This is a genomic window from Stenotrophomonas sp. GZD-301, assembly GCF_049310345.1.
Taxonomy (GTDB): Bacteria; Pseudomonadota; Gammaproteobacteria; order Xanthomonadales; family Xanthomonadaceae; genus Stenotrophomonas.
The window spans coordinates 81,938-107,016 of sequence record NZ_JBMOWY010000008.1 but is presented as its reverse complement, the minus strand read 5'-3'; the positions used below and the strand labels follow the sequence as shown (position 1 = coordinate 107,016).

General features: G+C 65.8%; 22 protein-coding genes. 12 read left to right on the top strand and 10 right to left on the bottom strand.

Annotated features, from left to right (window positions below; genetic code table 11):
• The first annotated feature begins 37 nt into the window (after positions 1-37).
• The 12 genes from ACO6VK_RS02345 to ACO6VK_RS02290 all read left to right on the top strand — a co-directional run bounded on the left by ACO6VK_RS02345 (position 38) and on the right by ACO6VK_RS02290 (position 13,935).
• Positions 38-1,222, top strand: coding sequence for a cystathionine gamma-synthase (locus ACO6VK_RS02345; protein ID WP_422505273.1), 1,185 nt, complete (start codon positions 38-40; stop codon positions 1,220-1,222).
• A gap of 51 nt (positions 1,223-1,273) precedes the next feature.
• Positions 1,274-2,683 (top strand): glycosyltransferase family 4 protein, encoded by a 1,410-nt coding sequence (locus ACO6VK_RS02340; protein WP_422505272.1) that lies wholly within the window; start codon positions 1,274-1,276, stop codon positions 2,681-2,683.
• On the top strand, positions 2,683-3,471 hold the full coding sequence (locus ACO6VK_RS02335; RefSeq protein WP_017354717.1) for an ABC transporter permease: 789 nt from the start codon (positions 2,683-2,685) through the stop codon (positions 3,469-3,471). Before ACO6VK_RS02340 ends, ACO6VK_RS02335 begins: the two co-directional genes overlap by 1 nt.
• Position 3,472: 1 nt before the next feature.
• Positions 3,473-4,231: an ABC transporter ATP-binding protein gene (locus ACO6VK_RS02330; RefSeq protein ID WP_422505271.1), complete on the top strand. Its 759-nt coding sequence runs from the start codon at positions 3,473-3,475 to the stop codon at positions 4,229-4,231.
• The gene (locus ACO6VK_RS02325) at positions 4,212-6,740 is read left to right on the top strand and encodes an FkbM family methyltransferase (protein WP_422505270.1); all 2,529 of its coding nucleotides are present in this window, start codon (positions 4,212-4,214) and stop codon (positions 6,738-6,740) included. Before ACO6VK_RS02330 ends, ACO6VK_RS02325 begins: the two co-directional genes overlap by 20 nt.
• Positions 6,737-7,369, top strand: coding sequence for an acetyltransferase (locus tag ACO6VK_RS02320; RefSeq protein ID WP_422505269.1), 633 nt, complete (start codon positions 6,737-6,739; stop codon positions 7,367-7,369). The genes ACO6VK_RS02325 and ACO6VK_RS02320 overlap by 4 nt, the downstream gene beginning before the upstream one ends.
• A gap of 3 nt (positions 7,370-7,372) precedes the next feature.
• Positions 7,373-8,497, top strand: coding sequence for a DegT/DnrJ/EryC1/StrS family aminotransferase (locus ACO6VK_RS02315; RefSeq protein WP_422505268.1), 1,125 nt, complete (start codon positions 7,373-7,375; stop codon positions 8,495-8,497).
• A 2-nt stretch (positions 8,498-8,499) separates the two neighbouring features.
• Positions 8,500-9,537, top strand: a complete 1,038-nt coding sequence (locus tag ACO6VK_RS02310) for a glycosyltransferase family 4 protein (RefSeq protein ID WP_422505267.1) — start codon at positions 8,500-8,502, stop codon at positions 9,535-9,537.
• Positions 9,534-10,571 carry a glycosyltransferase family 4 protein gene (locus tag ACO6VK_RS02305; protein ID WP_422505266.1) on the top strand — a complete coding sequence of 346 codons (1,038 nt, stop codon included), beginning with the start codon at positions 9,534-9,536 and terminating at the stop codon, positions 10,569-10,571. The genes ACO6VK_RS02310 and ACO6VK_RS02305 overlap by 4 nt, the downstream gene beginning before the upstream one ends.
• On the top strand, positions 10,568-11,863 hold the full coding sequence (locus ACO6VK_RS02300; protein WP_422505265.1) for a glycosyltransferase family 4 protein: 1,296 nt from the start codon (positions 10,568-10,570) through the stop codon (positions 11,861-11,863). The genes ACO6VK_RS02305 and ACO6VK_RS02300 overlap by 4 nt, the downstream gene beginning before the upstream one ends.
• 47 nt (positions 11,864-11,910) lie before the next feature.
• The gene (gene gmd / locus ACO6VK_RS02295) at positions 11,911-12,945 is read left to right on the top strand and encodes a GDP-mannose 4,6-dehydratase (protein ID WP_026070555.1); all 1,035 of its coding nucleotides are present in this window, start codon (positions 11,911-11,913) and stop codon (positions 12,943-12,945) included.
• A gap of 105 nt (positions 12,946-13,050) precedes the next feature.
• Entirely contained in the window at positions 13,051-13,935 is an 885-nt protein-coding gene (locus ACO6VK_RS02290) for an NAD-dependent epimerase/dehydratase family protein (RefSeq protein WP_422505264.1), read from the top strand.
• Between the two features lie 95 nt (positions 13,936-14,030).
• Here the strand turns inward: ACO6VK_RS02290 and ACO6VK_RS02285 are convergent, their stop codons facing one another.
• The 10 genes from ACO6VK_RS02285 to ACO6VK_RS02240 all read right to left on the bottom strand — a co-directional run bounded on the left by ACO6VK_RS02285 (position 14,031) and on the right by ACO6VK_RS02240 (position 25,041).
• Complete coding sequence (locus tag ACO6VK_RS02285) at positions 14,031-14,624, bottom strand: hypothetical protein (RefSeq protein WP_422505263.1); 594 nt, start codon at positions 14,622-14,624, stop codon at positions 14,031-14,033.
• 107 nt (positions 14,625-14,731) lie between these two features.
• Positions 14,732-16,933 carry a hypothetical protein gene (locus ACO6VK_RS02280; RefSeq protein ID WP_422505262.1) on the bottom strand — a complete coding sequence of 734 codons (2,202 nt, stop codon included), beginning with the start codon at positions 16,931-16,933 and terminating at the stop codon, positions 14,732-14,734.
• 51 nt (positions 16,934-16,984) lie between these two features.
• Positions 16,985-17,413 carry a GtrA family protein gene (locus tag ACO6VK_RS02275; RefSeq protein WP_422505261.1) on the bottom strand — a complete coding sequence of 143 codons (429 nt, stop codon included), beginning with the start codon at positions 17,411-17,413 and terminating at the stop codon, positions 16,985-16,987.
• Positions 17,400-18,332, bottom strand: a complete 933-nt coding sequence (locus ACO6VK_RS02270) for a WxcM-like domain-containing protein (RefSeq protein ID WP_422505260.1) — start codon at positions 18,330-18,332, stop codon at positions 17,400-17,402. Before ACO6VK_RS02270 ends, ACO6VK_RS02275 begins: the two co-directional genes overlap by 14 nt.
• Positions 18,329-19,297: a glycosyltransferase family 2 protein gene (locus tag ACO6VK_RS02265; protein ID WP_422505259.1), complete on the bottom strand. Its 969-nt coding sequence runs from the start codon at positions 19,295-19,297 to the stop codon at positions 18,329-18,331. The genes ACO6VK_RS02270 and ACO6VK_RS02265 overlap by 4 nt, the downstream gene beginning before the upstream one ends.
• Complete coding sequence (locus tag ACO6VK_RS02260; protein WP_422505258.1) at positions 19,282-20,385, bottom strand: DegT/DnrJ/EryC1/StrS family aminotransferase; 1,104 nt, start codon at positions 20,383-20,385, stop codon at positions 19,282-19,284. The genes ACO6VK_RS02265 and ACO6VK_RS02260 overlap by 16 nt, the downstream gene beginning before the upstream one ends.
• A 43-nt stretch (positions 20,386-20,428) precedes the next feature.
• Positions 20,429-21,835 carry a mannose-1-phosphate guanylyltransferase/mannose-6-phosphate isomerase gene (locus ACO6VK_RS02255; RefSeq protein ID WP_422505257.1) on the bottom strand — a complete coding sequence of 469 codons (1,407 nt, stop codon included), beginning with the start codon at positions 21,833-21,835 and terminating at the stop codon, positions 20,429-20,431.
• A gap of 15 nt (positions 21,836-21,850) precedes the next feature.
• On the bottom strand, positions 21,851-23,209 hold the full coding sequence (locus ACO6VK_RS02250) for a phosphomannomutase (protein ID WP_422505256.1): 1,359 nt from the start codon (positions 23,207-23,209) through the stop codon (positions 21,851-21,853).
• A gap of 147 nt (positions 23,210-23,356) precedes the next feature.
• Positions 23,357-24,295, bottom strand: a complete 939-nt coding sequence (locus tag ACO6VK_RS02245) for an electron transfer flavoprotein subunit alpha/FixB family protein (protein ID WP_422505255.1) — start codon at positions 24,293-24,295, stop codon at positions 23,357-23,359.
• Positions 24,295-25,041: an electron transfer flavoprotein subunit beta/FixA family protein gene (locus ACO6VK_RS02240; RefSeq protein WP_422505254.1), complete on the bottom strand. Its 747-nt coding sequence runs from the start codon at positions 25,039-25,041 to the stop codon at positions 24,295-24,297. Before ACO6VK_RS02240 ends, ACO6VK_RS02245 begins: the two co-directional genes overlap by 1 nt.
• Between the last annotated feature and the right edge of the window lie 38 nt (positions 25,042-25,079).

The window sequence follows — 25,079 nt, the reverse complement described above, 5'->3', positions numbered from 1 at the left end:
GGGGGCCCTCCGGGGCCTCCTCTGGCTGGGAAACAACATGTCCGATCACGCTTCCTCCGCGCACGACGCCCGCGCGCTCGCCCTGGCCACCCTGGCCATCCACGGCGGCCAGTCGCCGGACCCGAGCACCGGTGCGGTGATGCCGCCGATCTATGCGACCTCCACCTATGCGCAGTCCAGCCCCGGTGAGCACCAGGGTTTCGAGTACTCGCGCACGCACAATCCCACCCGCTTCGCCTATGAGCGCTGCGTGGCGTCGCTGGAAGGCGGCACCCGCGGCTACGCCTTCGCCTCGGGCATGGCGGCCAGCGCCACGGTGATGGAACTGCTGGATGCCGGCAGCCACGTGGTGGCGATGGACGATATCTACGGCGGCACCTTCCGCCTGTTCGAGCGCGTGCGCCGCCGCACCGCCGGGCTGCAGTTCGGCTTCGTCGACCTGACCGATCTGGCTGCCTTCGAAGCGGCGATCACCCCGCAGACGAAGATGGTCTGGATCGAGACCCCGACCAACCCGATGCTGAAGATCGTGGACATCGCCGCGGTGGCCGCCATCGCCAAGCGCCACGGCCTGATCGTGGTGGTCGACAACACCTTCGCCTCGCCGATGCTGCAGCGCCCGCTGGAACTGGGCGCGGACCTGGTCCTGCACTCGGCCACCAAGTACCTGAACGGTCACTCGGACATGGTCGGTGGCATGGTCGTGGTCGGCGACAACGCCGAGCTGGCCGAACAGATGGCCTTCCTGCAGAACTCCATCGGGGGCGTGCAGGGCCCGTTCGACAGCTTCCTGGCCCTGCGTGGCCTGAAGACCCTGCCGCTGCGCATGAAGGCGCACTGCGCCAACGCGCTGGCCCTGGCCCAGTGGCTGGAAAACCACCCGGCGGTGGAGAAGGTGATCTACCCCGGCCTGACCTCGCACCCGCAGCATGCGCTGGCCACGCGCCAGATGAACGGCTACGGCGGCATCGTCTCGATCGTGCTCAAGGGCGGTTACGAGGCGGCCAAGCGCTTCTGCGAGCGCACCACGCTGTTCACCCTGGCCGAATCGCTGGGCGGGGTGGAAAGCCTGGTCAACCATCCCGCGGTGATGACCCATGCCTCGATCCCGGTTGAACGCCGCGAACAGCTCGGCATCAGCGATGCGCTGGTGCGCCTGAGCGTGGGCGTGGAAGACCTGGGTGACCTGCAGGTGGATCTGGAGCGGGCGCTGTCGGCCTGAGGCCGCCCGTCCGCCGCTCGTTCCTTCGTTTTTTCATCGAGGTAAAGCAGGTTGCATAACACGACCCTCCAGGTCCCCTTCCGCCGCCGCCTGGTCCAGTGGGTGATCCGCCAACCGTGGCTGAAGGCGGTGTACCAGCATGTCCCCGCGTCGTTGCGCGACCGGGTCACCTCGCGTCTGAACGCACCGGTGGAACTGGCCGGTGTCCGCTTCGCCAACAGCGAGCGCTGGGCGGCCAAGAAGCAGCCGGTCACCGACGCGCCGGTGCGATTCTTCGACCAGGCCACGGTCTACGGGCCGGAGCAGGGGGTGAACATCTTCGCTTACCTGCGTGGGCAGTTCGGACTGGCCGAGTGCGCGCGCATGTACGCGCGGGCGCTGCTGGGCGCCGGCTATCCCACCGCGCTGATCGACGTGGACATCAAACTGCCGCACGACTGGAACGACCGCAGCCTGGACGCATACATCCGCGAGGACGCCCCGCACGGGGTGCACCTGGTTTTCATCAACCCGGACTACCTGCGGGCCTCGCTGGACCAGATTGGCGAGGCACGCCTGGCCGGCAAGTACATCATCGCGTGCTGGTTCTGGGAGCTGGAGAACATTCCGGCCTCCTGGTTGCCCGCCCTTGAGCTGGTGGATGAGATTCTGGTGGCATCGCAGTACGTCGGCGATGCGTTCGCCAAGGTGACCGACAAGCCGATCCTGTGCGTGCCGCTGCCGTTGAGCGACGTGGGCGACAGCGGGCTGCAGCGGGCCGACTTCGGCATCGATGCGCGTGCGTTCGTGTTCATGACGTCGTTCGACTTCAACTCTTTCGTACACCGCAAGAATCCGTTTGCGGTGATCCGTGCCTTCCAGCGCGCGTTCCCCGATCGCAACCGCAACGTGCAGTTGCTGATCAAGACCAGCAACGGGCACCGCAACCCCGAGCGCCTCAAGCTGCTGCTGGACAGCATGGGCGAGGATGCCCGCATCGTCGTGCGCGACCACGTGCTGGACCGTGCCGACGTGCAGGCGCTGCAGCGCTGTGCGGATGTGTACGTGTCGCTGCACCACGCCGAAGGCTTCGGCCTGGGCCTGGCCGAGTGCATGGCCCAGGGCAAGCCGGTGATCGGCACGGCCTGGTCGGGCAACATGGAGTTCATGGATGCCGACAACAGTGCCCTGGTTGGCTACACGCTGGTACCGGTCGAGGAGGGCGAGTATGCCCACTACGAGGGCCAGCGTTGGGCGGCCGCCGACGAGGGCCAGGCCGCCGACTGGATGCGCCGCCTGGCCGACGAGCCCGGGCTGGCCGAGGCGATCGGCGCGCGTGCGCGCGCGTCGGTGCTGCAGACCCTGTCCCCCGAACGCTCCGCCGCCGCGCTCATCGCACGCTTGAGCGCGATCAACGGCACCCCCCAGAATTCACGCAATGCCACGGCGACAATGACGCCACTTCAGGGAAGTCCGCACTGATGCACAGCTACTCCACCACCTTCAAAGACCTGCAGGAGGGCATCAAAGGTGCCAAGGTCTCCTTCTACATCGCGATGGGCGACATCCGTGCGCGCTACCGTCGCAGCATCCTGGGGCCCTTCTGGCAATCCCTGGCCACCGCGATCGGCGTGGTCGGCCTGGGCCTGCTCTGGAGCCAGCTGCTCAACATCGAGCGCGAGAAGTTCATCCCCACGCTGACCGCCGGCCTGATCATCTGGCAGATGCTGTCCGGCGTACTGATCGAAAGCTGCGGCCTGTTCGTGCGCCAGGCCTCGATCATCCGCAACGTGGTGATGCCGCTGTCGGTGCACCCGATGAGCGTGGTGACCCGCTACCTGGTCAACTTCGTGCACAGTCTGCTGGTGTTCGTGATCGTCGCGGTGGTGATGCGCATCGACGTCAACCTCAATACGCTGCTGTTCATTCCCGGGATGCTGCTGGTGGTGGCCAACCTGCTTTGGCTGTCCTTCGTGTTCGGCGTGATGGGCGCCCGGTATCGCGACCTGGAGTATGGCGTGGCCTCGGTGATGCCGATGCTGTTCCTGATCAGCCCGGTCATGTACCGCCTTGAATTCCTGCCGTTCTCCTCGGCCATCCTCGAATACAACCCCTTCACCTACCTGATCGAGGTGCTGCGCGCGCCGATGCTGGGCCACGTCCCGAGCCTGCATACCTACCTTGTGCTGGTGGCGATGGCGGTGCTGGGCTGGCTGCTGGCCTTCTGGTTCCTGCACAAAGCCAAGCTGCGCCTGCCTTTCTGGATCTGACATGACCGCCAAGCTCACCTTCGAAAACGTCACCCTGCGTTACCCGATCTACAACTCGCACAGCCTGTCGCTGCGGCGCAATCTGGTCGGCATCGCCACCGGCGGCCGGCTGATGGCCGGCAGCGGGCAGGTGACCCAGGTCACCGCGCTGGACAATGTGTCCTTCAGCCTGCGCAGCGGCGATGCGGTCGGCATCGTCGGCCACAACGGCGCAGGCAAGAGCACCATGCTGCGTACCATGGCGGGCATCTACACGCCGCTGGAAGGCCGCATCGAGCGGGTCGGCCGGGTGGCCACCATGTTCGAGGTCGGCGCCGGCATGGACCCGGAACTGTCCGGGTACGAGAACATCCGCCGCATGGGCATGATGCTCGGCCTGCCGCTGAAGGAAATCAACGCGCGGATCCCCGAGATCGAGGAGTTCACCGACCTCGGTGACTTCCTGCAGCTGGCGGTGAGGACCTATTCGGCGGGCATGGCGATGCGCCTGATGTTCGCGGTGGCCACCTGCACCACGCCCGACATCCTGCTGGTCGACGAGGTGTTCGACGTCGGCGACGAAGCCTTCAAGGAACGTGCGGCCAAGCGCATGCGCGAGTTCATCAAATCCTCGCAGATCTTCTGCCTGGCCTCGCACTCGCCGGAGACCATCGCCGAGTATTGCAATCGGGTGTTCGTGCTGAATCACGGCACGCTGCGTGAAATTTCGGTCTCACAACTCAAGTCAGAAGGATATGGCATTGAATCTCACGCTGGGTAATGCGGTCCGCAACGCCGCCGACATGGCGGCGCAGTCTCGGGCCAGCGATGGCTACCTGGCGCCAGGCGAAGAAGTCGTCCTGAGCAGCTCGCCGTACTCCAGCATGGACGCGGTGACCATGCGCGGCTTCGCGCTCCCGGAAACAGACGGCATCTGGTCCAATGGGGCGATCAGCTCGATCGATGTCCGCCTGCGCGACGTCGGCGCCGATCGTCGCTATCGCGTGGTCATGGGGGCGCTGGCCTTCGAAGCCGCCGGCCACCGGGCCCTGGTATCGATCGGGATCAATGGCGGGCCCGCGCACCAGGTCCTGGCCAACGGGTCGGGCTGGTCGAGCATCAGCGCCGACTGCGAAGTGCGGATGGTCGGCAAGGTGCCGATGATCCGGATCGAATTCCAGGTCGCCAACCCGATGTCGCCCACCGCGTTGAGCCTGGGCGACGACAACCGGCTGTTGGGTTTCAAGATCCGGTCGCTGCAGTTGATGGACATCGGTCCCGCTGCCGTGGTCGCTCCGGTCGCCGTTGCCCAGACGACACCCCTGGAACATCCAGTCGACGCGACCGCGCCGGCGCATGACGGGAGTTCGACAATGGAACGCTTGACCCAGAGTCCGACCGAGACCATCCGCGAGTTGGCCAAGCGCGGTCCGATCTGGCGCATGGTGCTGCTCGACAAGAATCCGGTCGTGCGCGTGGTGCGGTGGATGCGGCGGGTCAGCCGCAACCTCTCCGAGATGCGCTACCAGCTGGACCAGATCCGCATCGATTCGGCGCGCCAGACCCGCGAGCTGGCCGAGCGGGTGGACAACATCGAGATCGATGCGCGCGTGCAGGAGCGAGAGCGGCAGAAGGCCGGCTCCGATGTGGACGCCATCATCCAGCGCCTGGAGCTCAACCACGCACGCCTGCTGGCCATCGAGGAGTCGGCGCAGCAGGTCGAGCGGCTGCAGGAAGCCAGCCGTACCGAGCATGCCGACAATCTGGAGACCATCGTGGCCACCACCGACGGCCTCGGTCGGGATGTGGCGGTCGTACTGGATACCTTGAACAAAACGCTGGGTGAGTCGGTGCGGCTGCTGCGCGAGTTCGAAAGCGTGGATACCAAGCTGGCCGGCATGGACCAGGCCCTGCGGCGCGTGCAGCAGCAGGGCGAGGAACACGCGCGCCATGCAATCACCGGCATCCGTGAGCTGCGCGAGCAGCTGCACCTGTCGCTTCAGCAGCAGCACGACCGCGCGACCCAGTCCCAGAGCAGCATCGAGTCGAGCCTTCAGGGCGTGATCGAGCGCCAGTGGGCCGACGGCGACGAACTGCGCCGCCACCTGCATACCACCCTCCAGCAGATGGAGGAGCGCCATGAGGCCGAACGCGAGCGCCTGCGCACGCTGTTGCAGGAGACCCTGGAAGAGGGTGTCCAGGCGATGGACGCGCGCCCGGAAGTGGACGTGGACGCGATCCACGAGCACCTGATCGCGCTGCGTGAACGCGTGGACGGTCTGGGCGTGGTCGCCCGTGGGGCCCCGCAGTCCAACGAGAGTGCGGCGGTCCAGGCCCTGCACCTGGTCGGGTTGGTGCACCAGAAGCTGGACAACGGCGAAATCGAAGTCGGCCAGATGCTGGAGCTGCTGCTGAGCATCAAGCAGCGCGTGGATGCGCAGCAGGCGCTGCTGGACAACATGACCACACAGGGGCCAGTCACGTCCCCGCGCCGCGTCCTGCGCCGGCATGATGGCTGGATCATCGCCACCGAGTTCGGTTCGTTCTCCTGCAGCGAAAGCGACGATCTGCTGGCCATGTGCCTGCTCGACAGCGGCGATGTGGAGCGCGGCCTGCGGCTGTTCCTCGAGCACGCGCTGAAGGCCGGCGATGTGTTCGTCGACGCCGGCGCGAACATCGGCCTGCACACCGTGGCGGCGGCGCACGCCGTTGGCCCGGACGGCAAGGTGATCGCCATCGAGGCCATGCCGCGCACGCTCGAGCACCTGCGGGCATCGCTGCGGCTCAGCGGCGTCGAGCCGCAGGTCAAGGTGCTGCCGGTGGCGCTGGGCGCCCGGGACGAGGATGGCCGTGCCTTCCACGTCGGCGCCGTTGCCGGCCACAGCTCGCTGTACCCGCTGGATGAAGAGGTCGAGACCGTCCTGGTCGACGTGCGTACCCTGGATGGCCTGCTGGGCGAACGGCGGATCGATCTGGTCAAGATCGACGTCGAAGGTGCTGAACTGGACGTGCTGGCCGGCATGGAAGGGCTGCTCGCGGCAAATCCCGCGATCGGCGTGGTGGCCGAGTATGCGGTGTCGCACCTCGGCCGGGCCGGTACCAGCGAGGCCGACTGGGAGGCATTCCGGGTGCGGCACGGCTTCGACCTGTACCGTATCGACGATCTCACCGGCGCCTGTCTGCCGGTGGAGGCGTTCGCCGCGCTGCGTGACGAAGTCAGCTCCAACATCCTGCTGTGCCGCCCCGGTAGTCCGCTGCCGTCCACGATGAATACGGGAGCCGTTGCGTGAGCCGGGTCGCCGTGATCGGTGCCGGCGGCCATGCCAAGGTGATCATCGACCTGCTGCGCTGCGGCGGCCACGAGGTGGTGGCGTGCCTGGATGCAGGTCGGGTGGGGCAGATCGTCAATGGCGTGCCGGTGCTGGGCGACGAGCGCGTTGAACTGCCGCGGTTGATGGAGCAGGGCGTGGACGCGGCGTTCGTGGCGTTGGGCGACAACCGCCTGCGTCAGAAGGTCGCCGCTACCGTCACCGCGCTCGGGTTGCACATGGTCGCCGCGATCGGCCGATCAGCGGTCGTATCACCCAGTGCCCGGATCGGCCGTGGCTGCGCCATCATGGAGGGTGCCGTGGTGAATGCGGACGCCCGGATTGGCGAGTTTGCTATAATCAATACAAACGCCTCCATCGACCATGACTGTGTCGTCGGGCCTTATTCCCACGTTGCACCTGGCAGCGCCCTTGCGGGCGGCGTCGAGGTCGGTGCCGCCGTATTCATGGGCGCCGGGACGCGTGCGATTCCCGGGGTCAAGATCATGGACGGTGCCGTCGTTGGCGCCGGTACGGTCGTGGTAAGGGACATTGCCTCGCCCGGAACCTGGGTTGGCGTGCCGGCAAGACAAATTAAAAACAAGGACTGATCAATGTTGGCGTCAAAGCGGATTCCAGTTGCTGTTCCAAGCCTGACCGGCAACGAAAAGAAGTACGTGGAACAGTGTCTCGACTCGACGTGGATTTCGTCGGCCGGTGAGTTCATCGGCAAGTTCGAGCAGAGCTTCGCCGACTTCTGCGGCGTGCGCCACGCGGTAGCCATCAACAACGGCACCACCGCCATCCATCTTGCACTGGTCGCACTGGGTATCGGCGAGGGCGATGAAGTCCTGATCCCGACCCTGACCTACATCGCCACCGCCAATGCGGTGGCGTACTGCAATGCCAAGCCGGTGCTGGTGGATTCCGAACCCGGCACGATGAACATGGATCCGGCCAAGCTGGAAGCCAGGATCACGCCGCGCACCAAGGCGATCATCGTCGTGCACCTGTACGGTCACCCGACCGACATGGGGCCGGTGATGGAGCTGGCGCGCAAGCACAACCTCAAGGTGATCGAAGACGCTGCCGAGGCGCACGGCGCCGAGTACAACGGCAAGCGCGTGGGTGGCATCGGCGACTGCGCGACCTTCAGCTTCTTCGGCAACAAGATCGTCACCACCGGCGAAGGTGGCATGGTCACCACCGATGACGACGAACTGGCCGCGCGCCTGCGTCTGTACCGCGGTCAGGGCATGGACCCGAAGCGCCGCTACTGGTTCCCGGTGGTCGGCTTCAACTACCGCATGACCAACATCGCCGCGGCCATCGGCCTGGCGCAGATGGAGCGCATCGACGACGCCCTGGCGGCGCGGCAGAAGGTGGCTGGCTGGTATGAGCAGGCCCTGGCGGCGCACGCCGATATCATCGAGCGTCCGGTGGTCGCCGACTACGCGCACCACGTGTACTGGATGTACACCGTGCTGCTGACCGGCCTGACCGATGCACAGCGTGACGAAGTGATGCGCCTGATGGACGCCGACGGCATCGAAACCCGCCCGGTGTTCTACCCGATGCACGTGCTGCCGCCGTACCTGGAAGATGGCAGCAGCTACGCCGTCGCCAACGATCAGGCCGCGCGTGGCATCAACCTGCCCACGCATGCCCAGCTGGAAGCCGAAGACATCGAGCGCGTGGTCGCCTCGCTGGTGTCGGCACTGCGACGTGTGGGCAGCTGACCTTGCGTATCGCCATCTGCTCTTCGTTCGTCCCCTTCGTCAACGGTGGAGCGCGCTTCATCGTTGACTGGCTCGGAAGCCGACTGCGTGAACACGGGCACGAGGTCGAGATCATCTACCTGCCGATGGTGGAGACGCCCACCGACCTGCTGCAGCAGATGGCCGCGTACCGGATGATGGACCTGTCCGATTCGGTGGACCGGGTGATCACCACCCGGCCCCCGGCGCACCTGATCCAGCACCCCAAGAAGGTCGCGTGGTTCATCCACCATTTCCGCATGTATTACGACATGTGGGATACCTCGTACCGTGGCTTCCCCGACGACGCGCGCCATCGTGCGCTGCGCGGGGCGCTGGTGCGTGCCGATACCACGGCCCTGGCCGAATCGCATCGCCTGTTCACCAATTCGCAGGTGGTCGCCGACCGCGTCAAGCGCTACAACGGCCTGAACGCAGAGGTGCTGTACCCGCCGCTGTTCGACGTGTCGCACTTCCGCAGCGACCAGCAGGGCGACGAGATCGTCTACATCTGCCGGATGGAGCACCACAAGCGCCAGCACCTGCTGCTGGAGGCGTTCAAGTACGTGACCACGCCGGTCAAGCTGCGCCTGTGCGGCACCAGCAGCGGACCGGGCTACACCAACGGCCTGCGCGCCTTCATCGTGGCCGAAGGGCTGCAGGATCGCGTGGCCTGCGTGGACCGCTGGATCACCGAGGAAGAGAAGGCGCAGTGGCTGTCCACCGCGCTGGCGGCGGCGTACCTGCCGGAAGACGAGGATTCCTACGGGTATCCCTCGCTGGAGGCGGCACAGTCGTCCAAGCCGGTCATCACCACCACCGATTCGGGCGGCGTGCTGGAATTCGTCGAGCATGGCGTCAACGGCATGATCGCCGAGCCGGACCCGCGTGCGCTGGCCGAGGTGATCGATGCGCTGTGGCGCGATCGCGAGCACACCCGTCGCATGGGTGAGGCGGCCAAGGCGCGCGTGCAGGAACTGAAGATCAATTGGGACCACGTGCTGGAGCGGTTGCTGTCATGAAGGTACTGGTCGTCAACAACATGGTGCCCGGGCTGCGCGGCGGCGCCGAGGAGCTGGCCGATCAGCTGGTGCTGAACCTGCGCAAGGCCGGGCACCAGTCCGAGCTGCTGCGCATTCCGTTCACCTGGCATCCGCCGGAACGCATCGTCGGCGAAATGCTGATGTGCCGCAGCATGCGCCTGATCAACGTCGATCGCGTGATCGCGATGAAATTCCCGGCCTATCTGCTGCCCTTCGATGACAAGGTGTTCTGGCTGGCGCATCAGTACCGCCAGGCCTACGACATGTGGGATTCCGGGCACAGCAACATCCCCAACACGCCGGAAGGTCGCCAGATCCGCTCGGCGATCACCGAGGCCGACAACGATGCCTTCTCCCTCGGCCGTGGCGTGTATGCCGTTGGCCGCACGGTGCAGGATCGCCTGATGCACTACAACGGCATTCCGTCCGAGCTTCTGCGCGCACCCTTGAACGACACCGAGCTGTTCACCGGCGGTCCGCATGGCGATTACATCTTCGCCGGTGGTCGCATCAACGCCGGCAAGCGCCAGCACCGCCTGATCGAGGCGATGGCGCTGACCAAGGCACCGGTCAAGCTGATCGTGGCCGGCCCGGCCGACACGCCCGAGGACGCCGACCGCCTGCGTGCGCTGGTCGAAGCGCATGGACTGCAGGGCCGGGTGAAGCTGGATATCGGCTTCCATCCGCGCCAGACCATCGCCGACTACGTCAACGGTGCGCTGGCCTGCGCCTACCTGCCGATGGCCGAGGACTCCTTCGGTTACGTCACGATGGAAGCCTGCCAGGCCCGCAAGGCCGTGATCACGGTGGACGATTCGGGCGATCTGACCGAGTTGATCAAGGATGGCGTCAACGGTTGGGTCTGCGCCGACGATACCGCGCAGATCGCTGCGGCATTGACGCAGGCCTTCGCCACGCGGGCGGTGACGCTCGAACGTGGGCAGAGCGCCTATGAAAGCTGGACCAGCCTGGACATCAACTGGGCCACAACGGTGGAGAAACTCACCCGATGAAGCTTATCTGGGCCGGCCCCTACTGCGGTCCTTCGGCGATCGCACGTTTCAGCAGCCACGTCGTCGCCGAACTGCGCGCGCTTGGCCACGATGTGGCGATCTACCGCACTGAAACCGGCGAGGCCGCACTCAACGCCTCTCTGCCCGATCCCGTGGTGCTCGTGCCGGGCAGTGCGATGGAAGAGGAGTGGCTGCGTACCGCCGATCTGGTGTTTGCCAATATCGGCGACCACTACGGATTCCACGGTGGCATCTTCGAGCTGGCGCGCAAGCGTCCGTTCGTCGGCGTGATGCATGACTGGTTCGTGCTCAACCTGTTCTGGGATCGACTGAAGGCCGAAGGGCGTCCGCAGGATGCCCCGCGCGTGATCCAGGGGCTCTACGGCCAGGAAGCGGGGGAGCTGTGCGCTGCGGCCACCAGCGAAACCATCATGACCGTGGCTGCCGAGCACTTCCCGATGACGCAGTGGGCAGTCTCCGACCTGCTCGGCTGCATCATCCACTCCGAGTTCTACCGCGCCAAGGTCCAGGCACGCTGCCCGGGGCCAGTGCACAAGCTGTCGCTTGCCTATCCGGCGCCGGACGTGCCGCAGGATCGCCGTGCGCCGGTCGAGGACCGCTCGCGCCTGCGCTTGTGTACGCTGGGCGTGGTCAATCCGAACAAGTGCGTGGACAAGGTCGTGCGAGCATTGGTACGCGACCCGGAACTGGCGGCACGCACCGAGTACCACGTGCTCGGCGGCGTGGGCGATCAGGAACGCAGGCGCCTTGAGGCGATCTGCGCCGAGGTCGGTTTCCTGGGTCTGACCCTGGAAGGCCGCGTCAGCGACGAACGCCTGATCGAGGGCATGGCCGAGGCAGATGCCATCTGCTGCCTGCGCGATCCGGCGCTGGAGGGCGCCTCTGCCTCGGCGGTGGAAGGTATGCAGTCTGGCGTGCCGGTGATCGTGTCCAACGCAGGCTTCTATGCCGATCTGCCCGACGAGTACGTACTCAAGATCCCGCAGGGTGATTGCGAAGAGGAGCTGCTGGCGCAGCTTCAGTACATCGACCGCCATCGTGCCGAAGGTCGGCAGATGGGCGCCCGCGCCCGCGCATGGGCGCACGGCGAGTTCTCCGCCAAACACTATGCCACCGGCCTGGATCAGCTCATTCCCGAGTTCATCGCCTGCGAGCCCTACCTGCTGACCAGCAAGGCGCTGGGCCGCGAACTTGGCCGGATGGGCATCCCGGGCAGCAGCCCCGCCGCCGGCAGGGTCGCTGAAGCGCTGGATCGCATGTTTGCCCTGTGAGCGTCGCGCCGACCTTCACTTCACCTCATCACCCAGGAATGAAAACCATGAAATCTGCAGTTATCACCGGTATTTCCGGCCAGGACGGCGCTTACCTGGCGCAGTTGCTCCTTGAAAAGGGCTACAAGGTCTACGGCACTTACCGCCGCACCAGCTCGGTCAACTTCTGGCGTATTGAAGAGCTCGGCATCGAGAAGCACCCGAATCTGCATCTGGTCGAACACGACCTGCAGGATCTGGGCTCGTCGATCCGCCTGCTGCAGGAAAGCGAGGCAACCGAGGTCTACAACCTGGCCGCGCAGAGCTTCGTGGGCGTGTCCTTCGACCAGCCCGTGCTGACCGCGCAGATCACTGCGCTGGGCGCACTGAACCTGCTCGAAGCCATCCGTGCAGTCAATCCGAAGATCCGCTTCTACCAGGCATCGACCTCGGAAATGTTCGGTCTGGTCCAGCAGGTTCCGCAGACCGAGCAGACCCAGTTCTACCCGCGCAGCCCGTACGGCGTGGCCAAGCTCTACGCGCACTGGATGACGGTGAACTACCGCGAGTCCTACGACATGTTCGCGTCCAGCGGCATCCTGTTCAACCACGAGTCCCCGCTGCGCGGCCGTGAGTTCGTGACCCGCAAGATCACCGACTCGGTGGCCAAGATCAAGCTGGGCAAACTGGACGTGCTGGAATTGGGCAACCTGGATGCCAAGCGCGACTGGGGCTTTGCCAAGGAGTACGTGGAAGGCATGTGGCGGATGCTGCAGGCCGACAAGCCGGACACCTACGTGCTGGCCACCAACCGGACCGAGACCGTGCGCGACTTCGTCACGATGGCGTTCAAGGCCATCGGCGTGGACCTGGCCTGGAACGGCACCGGTCTGGACGAAGTGGGTACCTGCAGCGCCTCAGGCAAGACCCTGGTCAAGATCAACCCGAAGTTCCACCGTCCGGCCGAAGTGGACCTGCTGATCGGCAACCCGGAAAAGGCCAAGCGCGAGCTGGGCTGGGAACCGTCGACCACGCTGGAAGAGCTGTGCGAGATGATGGTGGCTGCCGACCTGCGCCGTAACGAGGCCGGCGCATCGTTCTGACCTGCGAAGTCGTTGCTTAATCGTCCAATCGCGTGGGGCGGGCCGGGATGACGGCCCGTCCACCGCGGTTCCACCTAGGCAGTCGAACCTCAACGGAACTCTCCCATGAAGCCCATCGCAGCGATAACCGGAATCGAGGGATTCACGGGCCCTTACATGGCCGCCGAGCTGGAACGGCTTGGCTACCAGGTACAGGGAATCAGCCGCAGCCCGATCGCAGGGCGCGACCACGTCATCGCCGACATCCTGGACCGCGATGCACTGGCTGCGGCGTTGGCCTGCATCCAGCCCCAGGTCGTGATTCACCTGGCGGGGGTCTCGCACGTCGCCCATCGCGACGTTTCGGCGATCTACCAGGCCAACATCATGGGCACGCGCAATCTGCTGGACGCGCTGGTCGAGCTGGAGACGCCTCTGCACAGCGTGGTGCTGCCCAGCAGCGCGCATGTCTACGGTGCTTCGTCCAGTGAGCTGCTCAGCGAGCAGTCGCCGATGGCGCCGTTCAACGATTACGCCATCAGCAAGGTCGCCAGCGAGCATGTGGCCCACCTGTACATGGACCGATTGCCGATCATGGTAACCCGTCCGTTCAACTACACCGGTGTCGGCCAGTCGCCCTCGTTCTTCGTCGCCAAGGTCATCGATCATGCGCGTCGCGGCAGCACCGACCTGCGGCTTGGCAACTTGGACGTGGAGCGGGATTTCACCGACGTCCGCGACCTGGTCCATTGCTATGGCATGTTGATCCAGCAGCGCTGTCGCGGCGATGTGGTCAACATCTGCAGCGGCGTATCGACCTCGCTGCGCACGGTCATCGACACTGTCAGTGAGCTGTCGGGCCTGGATTTCGCCATTGAAAGCGACTCGGGTCTGATCCGCAGCCACGACGTGGACCGGCTTGCAGGCTCCAATGCGCGCTTCACGGCGTTGACCGGGGGAATTGCGTTCCGCCCGCTGCGTGAAACCCTGCAATGGATGCTTGAAGGCTGACCCCAGGCAGGGCGCGCGCCAGCGGCGCGGGCCCACCAATGAAAACGCCCCGGAGCGCGTCGCGCTGCCGGGGCGTTTTTTTACACTGACCGCAATTACGGGGCGGTAGCCGCGAGCGGCGCACCCTTGTCGTCGCACAGGCCCTTGCCGTCCGCACAGCGGGCGAACGGACCCAGCACCAGCACCGGCTGCTGGAAGTTGAAGCCGAACCACGCCACACCTTCCTGCAGCAGTTCAACCTGCAGCTTGTTGCCCACCAGCAGCTCGGCCGGAACGGATGCCTTCATCTCCTGGGACTGACCCACCTGCAGGTCGCCGGTAAGCAGTGCGCGGCCGATATCCTGGCCACGCTTGCCTTCCGGCGTAGCGGGATCCGGAACCAGCTGCAGCACGCCAGCAGACACGATCTGGGTGCCGTTGGCGGGCAGCGCGACCTTGCCGTTGTTGGTGACCTTGAAGGCCACCGTCACGGTGTCTTCGGCCGCGTTGTAGGTGGTCTGACCCACCTGCTCAATGGCGATCGCCACCTCTTCCTGGGTCAGCGGCTTGTTCTGGTTCGCCGGAGCGGCCGCCGGAGCCGCCTGTTCGGCTGCAGCCGGCGTTTCGCTTTCATTGGAGGAGCAGGCCGCCAGTGCAAAGGTGGAGGCCAGAATCAGGGGGAATGCAATCCTGCGGTACTGTGTATTCATGAAATGCTCGATGAGCTGTTGGATTGGGGTGGTCGGATCCGTCGACGGCAATCCTTCCGGTACGTGGAAAGGTGGACATACAACTGAGCGAATGATACAGCCACTGCTCACCGGGCGGGAGAGGGTTCCTCAGGGTCCAGCGTCACCCAGTCGACGAGGAAGCTCAGGGGCGTGGCATCCTTGGACACCGGGCTGTCGAAGGCGATCACATTGGTGCCGATCCTGAGGGCATCGGCCGGGACGTCCGCGCTCAGGGTGGTCGGGTCCTTCCACTGCACTGCGATCAACCGGTCGTTGACGCGCAGCTTGATGGACTCGGGGGTGGTCGGTGGCACCAGCTGCAGGATCCGCGCGGTCAGCGTATACGGGCGCGGGCCTGGGAGCAGGTCGAACTGCAGCGTGGCTTCTGGTTGGATCTTCCATGCGACCGAGCGCCAGACCGGCACTTTGTGGCCGTTGATCGTCCAGCCACCGGCCGCCCAGCCAGCGCCTCGGGTCGGCTCTTCCATGCTCCACCAGCGGCCGAAGTCCCAGCGGAAGCGGTCGCTCGAACGCGCGGTGCGGAACTGGTCGAACGCCAGCGGCCATGCGCTCGGGCGCAGGATGTGACGGTAGCGCTCGGCGAGCGGCGCATGGCCGGTCTCCAGCATGCGCCGGTAGGCCACCAGGTCTTCCTGGGACGCGCTGGAGGTGGTGGTTCCATCGGCTTCCAGGGTGACAACCACCGTCTTCTCGCGGTTCACCTTCAGGGTCCGCGGTTCCTTGTCGGGGGCGCTGACCAACGGCGCTTCGGTCAAGGTCCAGCCGGTTTCGGTCTCCTCGCAGGTGCCCAGGCGGCCTTCCGCGTTGGGGAACTGCCAGACATTGCCGGACGGGCTGCAGATCACCGGGCGCTCGATGGGCCGGTCATACAGATAGGTCAGCGCCATCACCATGCCCTCACGGACCATCCAGACATCGTTGAGCTGATCACGCTTGTCCACGATCACCAGGGTCTGGTCGAGCTTGAACGGTGGCGCATTGGAGACGATGTCGCCCAGGAGCGTCTGCTGGGCGACCGACAGGCGGCGGTAGTGGTCGAACTGGAACATCTGTGCCGCGAAGGCCACGATCAACGCGCTGGCGGTCAGGACCACGCCCAGGCCCCAGCTGCGGCGGGTGAAGGCGACGAGCACGGCGACGCAGACCAGGGCGGCGCCCGGCGCGGCGCCCAGGAAGGTCCGCTGGGAGATCTGCAGGTGGGGCAGCGAGGCGGCGAACGGCAGGTACCCCAGACCGATCATCACCAGACCCGCCACCGCCATGCGTACCAGCGATGTGGAGGGGGCGACGATATCGGCGGTGGGGTTCTCACCGGGCAGCGCGCGGCTGCTGCGCCACACCGCGACACCGACCAGGCACGTGGAGAGCGCAAGATACAGGTGCGTGCGGTACTCGAACCAGGTAATGGCTGTGGCGTCGAGCCAGGCACCGACCAGGGCGCGGCCGAAGCCAATGCCGCCGACGCGTTGCAGGCGGTCGACGACGTCGATCTGCACCGACGGCCCCATCAGGGCAGCCTGGTAGGTATCGCCGCTGCCCTTGGCGTACAGCACATAGCCGATGTTGATCAGAATGCCAACAATCCAGGCGGCGCTGACCACCCGGTGACCGTTGACCTTGGCCAGGGCACCACGTACGCCGAAGCGCGCGTACAGCAACAGCAGCGGGACGACCACGAAGGTCAGGGCGGCCTCGTAGGCGAAGGTGGCCAGCACCGCGCACGGCACGGCCAACACCATCGCCAGCGCACGCTGCCACGTCTTCTGCAGCGTGTAGGCGTAGGCGCAGAGCGCCACGCCGAGCAGGGACAGGGAGATCGACCAGTCGATGTGGAAGGAGCGGAACGACAGCTGCATCGTATCGGCGGGGTAGAACACCACCAGCAGGCCGAGTACCGCCGCCCAGCGGCGGGAGCGGGTCAGCCACCAGCCCATGAGGCTTGCGCCGATGCCCTTCAGCATCAGCGAGCCGATCAGCAGCACGTGCCAGTAGGCGAACGAGTTCGGGTCGAGCAGATAACCGATCGCGTGCGGTGCCACCGTCAGCGGACGCAGGCGATGCGCGGTCAACGGTCCATCCGGGCTGACCCAGATGAATGGGTCACGCAGCGTGAACAGGGCAAGTACGTCCCATTCCTCGATCAGGCCGGTGATGCTGAAGCCGAAGGGCAGCCACAGCAGCGCGACCATGACCGCGCAGGGCAGGACCAGGAAGCCCCAACGACGGAGCAGCGCGATGGGTAGGGAAGAAGGACTGTTCAGACTCATGGACGGACTCGATGCCGGGCGGACCAGGTGGAAACCGGGTCTGCGGTGCGATTAGCGATCCGGGCGCTGCAGCAGCGCCCGGGTCAGCAGGAAGGAAACGGGAAGCGTGACGACGATGGAAATGATGGGCCCCAGCGCCGCGGGTACATGCAGGTAACCGACAGTCACCTTCAGTGTGAGTGCGCCCATGACATACACCACCGCGTAGATCAGCGGGAACGCCGCGAACTTCAGCCAGCTGTGCCGCGCCTTGAACACATAGCGCGTGTTCAAGGCGTAACTGAGCACGATGCCGGCGCAGTAGCTGATCAGGTAGGCCGCCTGGTAATGGACGAACCGCAGCAGCACCCAATAGAGCACCAGGGTCGCACCCGTGTTGAGCGCACCGCCGACCAGAAAACGCAGCGCCAGCACGTGCAGCGGCGGGCGTTGCGGTCCGGTCGGCAGGCCGCCGGGGGCGCCGGCATCAACCTGCGGCATGTGCCAGCGACTTGAAGCTGGCGTAGTCGCGGATGTACTCGTCCGAATCGTAGGGCTCGGAAGCGAACACCAGCAGCACGGCATCCTTGGAATACTTGTACTGCGTACCCCAGATCATCGGCGGCAGGTGGATGCCCTGGCTGGGCGAACTCAGCTCGACATCGATGCGGCGGGTGCCGTCATCGGCCAGTACCCGTACCGACCCCGACACGCAGACCAGGAACTGGTGGCAACGCTTGTGCGCGTGCTCGCCACGCGTTTCCTGGGTCGGCACGCCATACACGAGGAAGTAGCGCTTGGCTGCGAACGGCAGGAAAGAATCGAAATCGCCGACCGACAACGAGCCGCGGATGTCCACGTAGCTCGGCATGGTGTACAGCTTGACGCCCGGCACCGCGGTCTCGGCGATACCCTGCGGTGCGTTGATCTGGGGGGCGTGCGCGGCGCCGTCCTTGTCGCTGACGTAACCGACGATGCGTGCGGGATTGCCGATCACGATCGCATTCGGCGGCACCGAACGGGTCACCACTGCGCCGGCGCCGATCATCGCGCCGCTGCCAATGGTGGTGCCGGCCAGGATCGTGGCGTTGGCGCCGATCGAGGCGCCGGCTTCCACCACGGTCCCCAGGAACTGGTCGGGGTAGACCTTGCTGCGCGGGAACAGGTCGTTGGTGAAGGTGGCATTGGGGCCGACAAACACGTCGTCGCCCAGGCGCACGCCGTTCCACAGCTGGACACCGCACTTGATGGTGACACGATCACCGACCACGACGTCCGATTCGACGAACACGCCGTCGCAGATGTTGCAGTCGCTGCCCAGGCGCGCGCCGGGCAGTACATGGGCGAATGCCCAGATCCGGGTGCCGTCGCCGATCTGGTCGCTCTCGCACAGGGCGTTGGGATGAACGAAATGACTCACTTGACTTCCTTCTCGAAGGTCTCGACCGATTGCTTGATCGACAGGGGACGCGCCTTGGTGTTCTCGAACGCATGCCAGGCGTAGGTGCCGACGATGCCGAGGCCGAGGGAGTTGAGGGCCCCGAAGAACAGGACCGTCAGGATGGTGCCGGCATAGCCGGGCACGGTGACCAGGCCGGACAACTTGGCTGCCACCACCAGTACGCCGAGCAGCACGGTGAACACCAGGGCCAGCAGGCCCAGCGCAGTGAGCATGCGTACCGGCAGGTCGGTGAAGGCAAACACACTGTCGGACAGGTAGCGCAGCTTCTTGCTCAGCGTCCACGCACTCTTGCCGTGCTGGCGCTCGCGGCGTTGATACGGGACGAACTCCCGCTTGCCACCGAGCCAGAACAACTGCGCCAGCAGGCTGGAATGCGATTCGTTGAGCAGCAGCAGCCGTTCGCGGAAATCCGCGCTCACCGCGAAGATGTCCACACCACCCTTGGGAATATCCTTGATGACCAACCGGCGATACAGCGCCCAGAAGGCCGTGGACGCGAGCTTGGAGCCCATCGGATCCTGCCGCGCCTCGCGGATGCCGAACGCAACATCGTAGTGCTCGGCGGCGTAGCGCTTCCAGAAGTTGATCACCAGTTCCGGCGGCTCCTGCAGATCGGCCGCCATGACCGCAGTCACGTCGGCCTGGCTCTGCTGCAGGCCGGTGCGGATCGCGGGGAACGCGCCGAAATTGCGGGTGAGGTTGACCAGTTGCGAACGGAACGCGCAGCCCGGCAACTTCTCGCGCAGCAGCGCATGGCTACGGTCGGGACTGCCGTCGACGACGAAAATGGCCTCGAAGTCGCCGTCCACCGAGCGGGAGATGTGATCGACGGCCTGCAGCAGGTCGTCGATCGAACCCTCGTTGCGGTAGATCGGGACGACAAGCGCAAGCGATGGCACGCTGGGGCTCAGAACCGGTTGCATGCGGCGATGACCTGATCGGCTTCTTCGTCGGTCAGTTCCGGGAAGCAGGGCAGGGTAAGCACGCGCTCGGCGTCTGCTTCGGTGGCGGGCAACTGCACGGTGTCGAACGCGCCGGCATGGCACGGCTGGCGGTGGTCGCACAGCGGATAGTGGATTTCGGTCTGCACCCCGGCCGCCTGCAGGTGGCTGCGCAGTGCATCACGGTCATCGGTGCGCACCACATACAGGTGTGCCACGTTGTCCTCGCCGACCGGCGCGGCGACCTGGATCCGCGGATTGCGGATGCCGGCGGCATAGCGGTTGGCGATCTCGCGACGACGAGCATTCCATGCGTCCAGGTGCGGCAGCATCACGCGCAACATGGCGGCCTGGATTTCATCCAAACGGCTGTTGCGACCACCGCGCAGGCTGTTGGTGTACTTGGCCGACCAGCCGTACTGACGCAGCTGTGCGGCGGTCTGGGCCAGTGCAGCGTCGTTGCTGACAATCGCGCCGCCGTCGCCCAGCGCACCCAGATTCTTGGTCGGGTAGAAGCTGAAGCTGGCGATGTCGCCGAAGCTGCCGGCGCGCGTCTGGTTGCGAATGGCGCCATGTGCCTGGGCGCAGTCTTCAAGCACTTTGATGCCACGGCCGTGGCACAGGGCCACGATCGCGGCGATATCAGCCAGCTGGCCATACAGGTGCGTGACGATGACCGCCTTCGGGGCGGCGCCGGCATCCAGCGCTGCCTGCAGTGCCGTCACTGACATCACGCCGGTGGCGGCCTCTGTATCGATGAACAGCGGGGTGCCACCGCAGGCCAGGACCGCCGAGGTGCCGTACATCGCCGCGTTGGCAACCACGCCCACCGTATCGCCTTCGGTCACGCCCAGCGCGCGCAGGGACAGTTCCAGGGCATCGGTGCCGTTGGCGACGCTGACGCAGTGCGCTGCACCGCAGTAGGCGGCGAACTCCTGCTCGAAGGCCTTGACGTTCGGGCCAAGCACGTAATAGCCGCTGGCGATGATCTGTGCCGCGATGGCGCCCAACTGCTCCTGCAGGGGGGCGATATGCCGTGACAGGGAGTTGACGGGAATCTGGGTGGTCATGGATGTTCGCTGCAAGAAAAGAGGAAAGGGGCGGGCGATAGCCTTACTGGGCGCGGCCGTACTGGTCTTCGAACCGCACGATGTCGTCCTCGCCGAGATAGCTGCCCGACTGCACCTCGATCAGCTCCAGCGGCAGCTTGCCCGGATTCTTGAGGCGGTGGGTCACGCCGAGCGGGATATAGGTGCTCTGGTTCTCGGTGAGCAGGATCACGTCGTCGCCGCGGGTGACCTCGGCAGTGCCGCTGACCACGATCCAATGCTCGGCGCGGTGGTGGTGCATCTGCAGGCTCAGCGTGGCGCCGGGCTTGACGGTGATGCGCTTGACCTGGAAACGGGCGCCGTTGTCGATGGAGTCGTACGCACCCCACGGGCGGTAGACCTTGCGGTGCGCAGCGGCTTCGCTGCGGCCGTCGCGCTTGATCTGGCCGACGATTTCCTTGACGTCCTGCACGCGGTCCTTGTGGCCCACGAACACGGCATCGTCGGTCTCCACGACCACCACATCTTCCAGCCCGACCATCGCGATCAGGCGGGTGCCGTAGGCGTAGCTGTTGCGGCAGTCCAGCGCGATGACGTCGCCGTGGCAGGCATTGCCGTCGGCGTCCTTGTCGGACACGTCCCACAGCGCCGACCAGGAGCCCACGTCATTCCAGCCGGCATCCAGCGGAACCACGGAGGCATCGGCGGTCTTTTCCATCACCGCGTAGTCGATCGAATCGTTGGGGCTGGCCGCGAACGCTTCGGCGTCCAGGCGGATGAAGTCGCTGTCGCGCGAAGCCTTGTCCAGTGCGGCGCGGCAGGCAGCAAGCATGGCCGGCTGCAGTGCTTCGAGCTCCTGCAGATAACGGGATGCCTTGAACAGGAACATGCCGCTGTTCCAGTAGTACTCGCCGGAGCTGACGTACTGCTGGGCGGTTTCCAGGTTCGGCTTCTCGACGAAGCGGTCGACGCCGCGCACGCCTTCGCCGGCGTGGGCCTTGATGTACCCGTAGCCGGTTTCCGGTGCGGTGGGCACGATGCCGAAGGTGACCAGCTTGCCGGCATCGGCCGCCACGGCCGCCTGCTTGACCGCCGCGTGGAAGGCGGCATCGTTGCGGACCACATGATCGGACGGCAGCACCAGCAGCAGCGCGTCTTCACCGCCAGCCAGTGCCTGCAGCGCGGCGATGGCGATCGCCGGCGCGGTGTTACGCCCCATCGGCTCGAGAATCAGCGCCTGCGGCACCACGCTGCATTCGCGCAGCTGTTCGGCGGCCATGAAGCGGTGTTCCTGGTTGGCCACCACGATCGGCGCCCTGCCGGCAATGGCGGCCACGCGGTTCCAGGTGGCCTGCAGCATCGTGACATCGCCCACCAGCGGCAGGAACTGTTTCGGGTATGCCTCGCGCGACAGCGGCCACAGGCGGGTACCGGAACCACCGGAAAGGATGACGGGGAGAATGGGCAACATGAAGATCGTCCTGAATCAGTGTTGGGGGGCTTGTCCGCCGATCAGAGCGGTGAGCTCTTCGGTCCGGGCGCGCAGCAGCGCGGCATCGCCACGGGTCTCGACGTTCAGCCGGAGAAGGGGTTCGGTATTGGAGCTGCGCAGGTTGAAACGCCAGGTGGCGAATTCGACGCTGACGCCATCGGTGTGGTCCAGCTCGGGTGCCTGGTCGGCATAGTGGGCCAACACACGGGCCGTTGTGGCCTTGGCGTCATCGACGCGGAAGTTGATCTCGCCGCTGCAGGGGAAAGCCTTCATGCGGTCGGCGACCAGGTCCCCGAGCGACGTGCTGGTCTGCGAGACCAGTTCGGCGATCAACAGCCACGGGATCATGCCCGAGTCGCAGTAGGCGAAATCGCGGAAATAATGGTGCGCGCTCATCTCGCCGCCGTAGATGGCATCTTCGGCGCGCATGCGCTCCTTGATGAACGCGTGGCCGGTCTTGCTCATGATCGGCACGCCGCCGGCCTGCTCGACCATTTCGACGGTGTTCCAGGTCAGGCGCGGGTCGTGGATGACCTTGCCGCCCGGCCGGCGCTTGAGCAGCGCCACGGCCAGCAGACCGACCAGGTAGTAGCCCTCGATGAACGAGCCGGCGCTGTCGAAGAAGAAGCAACGGTCGAAATCGCCGTCCCAGGCGATGCCGAAATCGGCCCCGTGGGCGCGCACCGCATCGGCCGTGGCGGCGCGGTTTTCCGGCAGCAGCGGGTTGGGGATGCCGTTCGGGAACGTGCCGTCGGGCTCATGCTGGATGCGGATGAAGTCGAACGGCAGGTGCGGTGCCAGTTCGTCGATCACCACACCGGCGCCGCCGTTGCCGGCGTTGACCACGATCTTCAGCGGCTTGAGTGCGGTCACATCGACATAGCCCAGCAGGTGCTGGATGTAGGCGGTCTTGTCGGTATCGCTGCGCACCACACCCTCCCCCGAGGGCAAAGGTGCATCGCCGGCGGCAAAATCGCGTACGTCGAACAGGCCGGTGTCGCCGCTGATCGGGCGCGCGTGTTCACGAACCAGCTTCATGCCGTTGTAGCCCATCGGGTTGTGGCTGGCAGTGACCATCACCCCGCCGGCGGCCTGGCGGTGGAAGGTCTGGAAATAGACCTCCTCGGTACCGCACAGCCCAATGTCGATCACATCGCGGCCGGAGGCCGTGAATCCCTTTTCCAGGGCCGCCTGCAGCTCCGGGCTGCTCAGGCGGATGTCGCGTCCCAGGACGACAGGCCCCGGTCCCAGCAGGGACGCGGTGCCGGCGCCAATGCGCTCGGCGAGGGCAACGTCCAGTTCTTCCGGAACGCGGCCGCGGATGTCGTATGCCTTGAAACAGGGGAGCGTCATCAATGCAGTCCTTACGGGGGTGACCGCCGATTATAGCGACAGCGTTCTGGGGAACGGGTCGCTTTTTCGAGCGGAGGGGCCTTCCAAGGCCAGATGGCACAAGGGCCGCGCAACGGCAGGTTGCGCGGCCCAGGCGTCACGCAGCGCTTACAGCGCGGCTTCCAGCTCCGGCAGCAACGTGAACAGGTCCCCGACCAGGCCGATGTCGGCGATCTCGAAGATCGGCGAATCCGGGTCCTTGTTGATGGCCACGATGGTGCCTGCATCCTTGATGCCGGTCAGGTGCTGGATGGCGCCACTGATGCCCACGGCCACGTACAGCTCCGGCGAGATGATCTTGCCGGTCTGGCCGACCTGCAGGTCGCTGGGCACGTAGCCGGCATCGACCGCCGCGCGCGAGGCGCCGACGGCGGCGCCGAGCTTGTCGGCCAGCTGGAAGATGATCTTGAAGTTCTCTTCCGAGCCGACACCACGGCCGCCGGAGACCACGCGCTTGGCGCTCTGCAGGTCCGGACGGTCGGTGGCACCGGCGGCCAGGCCGATGAAGCGGGTGTGGGTCGGCAGGGCCGCGTCCACGCTGGCCGCTTCAACGGCGGCACTGCCGCCCTTGGCCGCTTCCGGCCAGGACGCCGCGCGCACGGTGGCGACCACGATCTGGTCGGCCGGCACGTCCACGGTGATGATCGCGTTGCCGGCGTAGATCGGGCGCTTGAAGCTGTGGCTGCCTTCGACGGTCATCAGGTCGGAGACCTGGTTGACGCCGAGCAGGGCGGCCACGCACGGCATCAGGTCCTTGCCGAAGGTGGTCGAGGGCCCGAACACATGCGTGTAGCCCTTGGCCAGCTGTGCGATCTGCGGCGCGAGCACCTGGGCCAGGGCCTGGGCGTTGGCGGCGTTGGCCACGGTCAGCACCTTGGCCACGCCTGCCAGTTCGGCGGCCTGGGCGGCCACGGCGGCCGGGTCGGCAGCCAGCACCAGCACGTCGATGCTGGCGCCGCTGATGGCGGCTGCGGCGCTGACGGTTTTGGCGGTGGCGGCGTTGAGCTTGCCGTCATGGTGTTCGGCAACAACGAGGATCTTGGTCATTACAGCAACCCCTTCTGCTTGAGTGCGGCGACCAGTTCGGCCGCGTCCTTGACCATCACGCCCTTGCTGCGCTTGACCGGCGCGGCGTAGTGGGTGGTGCTGAAGGTATCGGCCGCTTCCACGCCCAGATCGGCCAGCTGCAGGGTCTCCAGCGGCTTGGCCTTGGCCTTCATGATGTCGGGCAGCTTGATGAAGCGCGGCTCGTTCAGGCGCAGGTCGGTGGTGACCACGGCCGGCAGGTCCACTTCCAGCGTTTCCAGGCCGGCGTCGACTTCACGGATGACCGTGGCCTTGCCGTCGGCGATGTCCAGCTTGCTGGCGAAGGTCGCCTGCGGGCGGCCCCACAGCGTGGCCAGCATCTGGCCGGTCTGGTTGGCGTCGTCGTCGATCGCCTGCTTGCCCAGGATGACCAGGTCCGGCTGTTCCTTTTCGACCAGCTTGAGCAGGGTGCGTGCGGCGGTCAGCGGCTGGATGGCCTGGTCGGTGACCACGTGGATGGCCCGGTTGGCACCCATCGCCAGACCGTTGCGGAGGTGGGCCTGGGCGTCGGCCGGTGCGATGGTGGCAACCACGACCTCGGTGGCGATGCCCTTGTCGCGCAGGCGCAGCGCTTCTTCCAAGGCGATCTCGTCAAAGGGGTTGGGCGACAGCTTGACGCCATCGGTGACCACGCCGGAACCGTCCGGCTTGACCTGAATGCGGACGTTGTAGTCCACCACGCGCTTGTACGCGACGAGGATTTTCATCTGGTGCGGGATCCTTCAATAACGGGGGAACGTCCGGT

Bases quoted from the DNA above. Each gene is read 5' to 3' on its own strand.
- ACO6VK_RS02345 (WP_422505273.1), top strand. From the start codon at position 38: ATGTCCGATCACGCTTCCTCCGCGCACGACGCCCGCGCGCTCGCCCTG.
- ACO6VK_RS02335 (WP_017354717.1), top strand. From the start codon at position 2,683: ATGCACAGCTACTCCACCACCTTCAAAGACCTGCAGGAGGGCATCAAA.
- ACO6VK_RS02330 (WP_422505271.1), top strand. From the start codon at position 3,473: ATGACCGCCAAGCTCACCTTCGAAAACGTCACCCTGCGTTACCCGATC.
- ACO6VK_RS02315 (WP_422505268.1), top strand. From the start codon at position 7,373: ATGTTGGCGTCAAAGCGGATTCCAGTTGCTGTTCCAAGCCTGACCGGC.
- ACO6VK_RS02305 (WP_422505266.1), top strand. From the start codon at position 9,534: ATGAAGGTACTGGTCGTCAACAACATGGTGCCCGGGCTGCGCGGCGGC.
- ACO6VK_RS02300 (WP_422505265.1), top strand. From the start codon at position 10,568: ATGAAGCTTATCTGGGCCGGCCCCTACTGCGGTCCTTCGGCGATCGCA.
- gmd (WP_026070555.1), top strand. From the start codon at position 11,911: ATGAAATCTGCAGTTATCACCGGTATTTCCGGCCAGGACGGCGCTTAC.
- ACO6VK_RS02290 (WP_422505264.1), top strand. From the start codon at position 13,051: ATGAAGCCCATCGCAGCGATAACCGGAATCGAGGGATTCACGGGCCCT.
- ACO6VK_RS02285 (WP_422505263.1), bottom strand. From the start codon at position 14,624: ATGAATACACAGTACCGCAGGATTGCATTCCCCCTGATTCTGGCCTCC.
- ACO6VK_RS02280 (WP_422505262.1), bottom strand. From the start codon at position 16,933: ATGAGTCTGAACAGTCCTTCTTCCCTACCCATCGCGCTGCTCCGTCGT.
- ACO6VK_RS02275 (WP_422505261.1), bottom strand. From the start codon at position 17,413: ATGCCGCAGGTTGATGCCGGCGCCCCCGGCGGCCTGCCGACCGGACCG.
- ACO6VK_RS02265 (WP_422505259.1), bottom strand. From the start codon at position 19,297: ATGCAACCGGTTCTGAGCCCCAGCGTGCCATCGCTTGCGCTTGTCGTC.
- ACO6VK_RS02260 (WP_422505258.1), bottom strand. From the start codon at position 20,385: ATGACCACCCAGATTCCCGTCAACTCCCTGTCACGGCATATCGCCCCC.
- ACO6VK_RS02255 (WP_422505257.1), bottom strand. From the start codon at position 21,835: ATGTTGCCCATTCTCCCCGTCATCCTTTCCGGTGGTTCCGGTACCCGC.
- ACO6VK_RS02250 (WP_422505256.1), bottom strand. From the start codon at position 23,209: ATGACGCTCCCCTGTTTCAAGGCATACGACATCCGCGGCCGCGTTCCG.
- ACO6VK_RS02245 (WP_422505255.1), bottom strand. From the start codon at position 24,295: ATGACCAAGATCCTCGTTGTTGCCGAACACCATGACGGCAAGCTCAAC.
- ACO6VK_RS02240 (WP_422505254.1), bottom strand. From the start codon at position 25,041: ATGAAAATCCTCGTCGCGTACAAGCGCGTGGTGGACTACAACGTCCGC.